The following is an 822-nucleotide window of genomic DNA, read 5'->3' as shown; positions in this document are numbered from 1 at the left end:
GATCCATGCCTCGCTCGCCGACGTTCCGGCCGAGCTGTTCGGACGCGAGGACCTCATTGTGGAAAAATTCATTCCCGAGCCTGAGCCGGATGGCTTTGCCGCCCGTTTCTGGCTGTTCTGCGGTGAGCGCGAGCGCTGTACACGCCATGTCTCGCCGCAGAGCCTGGTCAAGGGCGACGACACGATCCGTCGCGAGGCGGTTCCGGTGCCGGACGAGCTTCGCGCGCTAAGGCGCAAGCTGGGCTTCGACTACGGAAAGTTCGATTTCGTCATGCATGAGGGCAGGGCGGTGCTGCTCGATGCCAACAAAACGCCTGGACGCGCCCGCAATCTGTCGAGCTTCATCGCCGCCGGCAATGCCAATCTTGCCGACGGCTTCGAAGGGTTGATCCGCCAACACGCTTAGATATTCATGCCGCCCGAGACCTCGATGCGCTGGGCGTTGACCCAGCGATTGTCCTCCGACAGCAGCGAGGCGATCATCGGCCCGATATCGTCGGCGACGCCGGCGCGGCCGAGCGCCGTCATGCCAGCCACGACGCGGTTGATCTCGGCGTCGTCGCGCACATGGCCGCCGTTGAAGTCGGTGGCGATGGCGCCGGGCGCCACGGTGTTGGCGGTGATGCGGCGCTGGCTGAGCTCCTTGGCGAGGTAGCGCGTGAACACCTCGATGCCGCCCTTCATCATCGCATAGGCGGCCGAGCCCGGAACCGAGAAGCGCGCCAGCCCGCTCGACACGTTGACGATGCGGCCGCCATCGTTGATCAGCGGCAGCAGCGCCTGGGTTAGGAAGAACACGCCTTTGAGATGGATGTTCATCAG

The 822-nt window shown here is 64.7% G+C and carries 1 protein-coding gene and 1 pseudogene; one reads left to right on the top strand and one right to left on the bottom strand.

Annotated features, from left to right (window positions below; genetic code table 11):
• Positions 1-406 (top strand): annotated as a pseudogene (locus EOA75_RS33415) (hypothetical protein); the annotation flags it as partial.
• Here EOA75_RS33415 and EOA75_RS33410 read toward each other — a convergent pair.
• The coding region (locus EOA75_RS33410; RefSeq protein ID WP_127326179.1) for an SDR family oxidoreductase at positions 403-822 on the bottom strand (420 nt) is incomplete at its 5' end. The pseudogene EOA75_RS33415 and the gene EOA75_RS33410 sit on opposite strands and share 4 nt — an antisense overlap.

It is taken from the genome of Mesorhizobium sp. M1A.F.Ca.IN.022.07.1.1, from assembly GCF_003997575.1.
Classification (GTDB): domain Bacteria; phylum Pseudomonadota; class Alphaproteobacteria; order Rhizobiales; family Rhizobiaceae; genus Mesorhizobium.
This window is presented reverse-complemented; position numbering and strand designations above follow the sequence as displayed.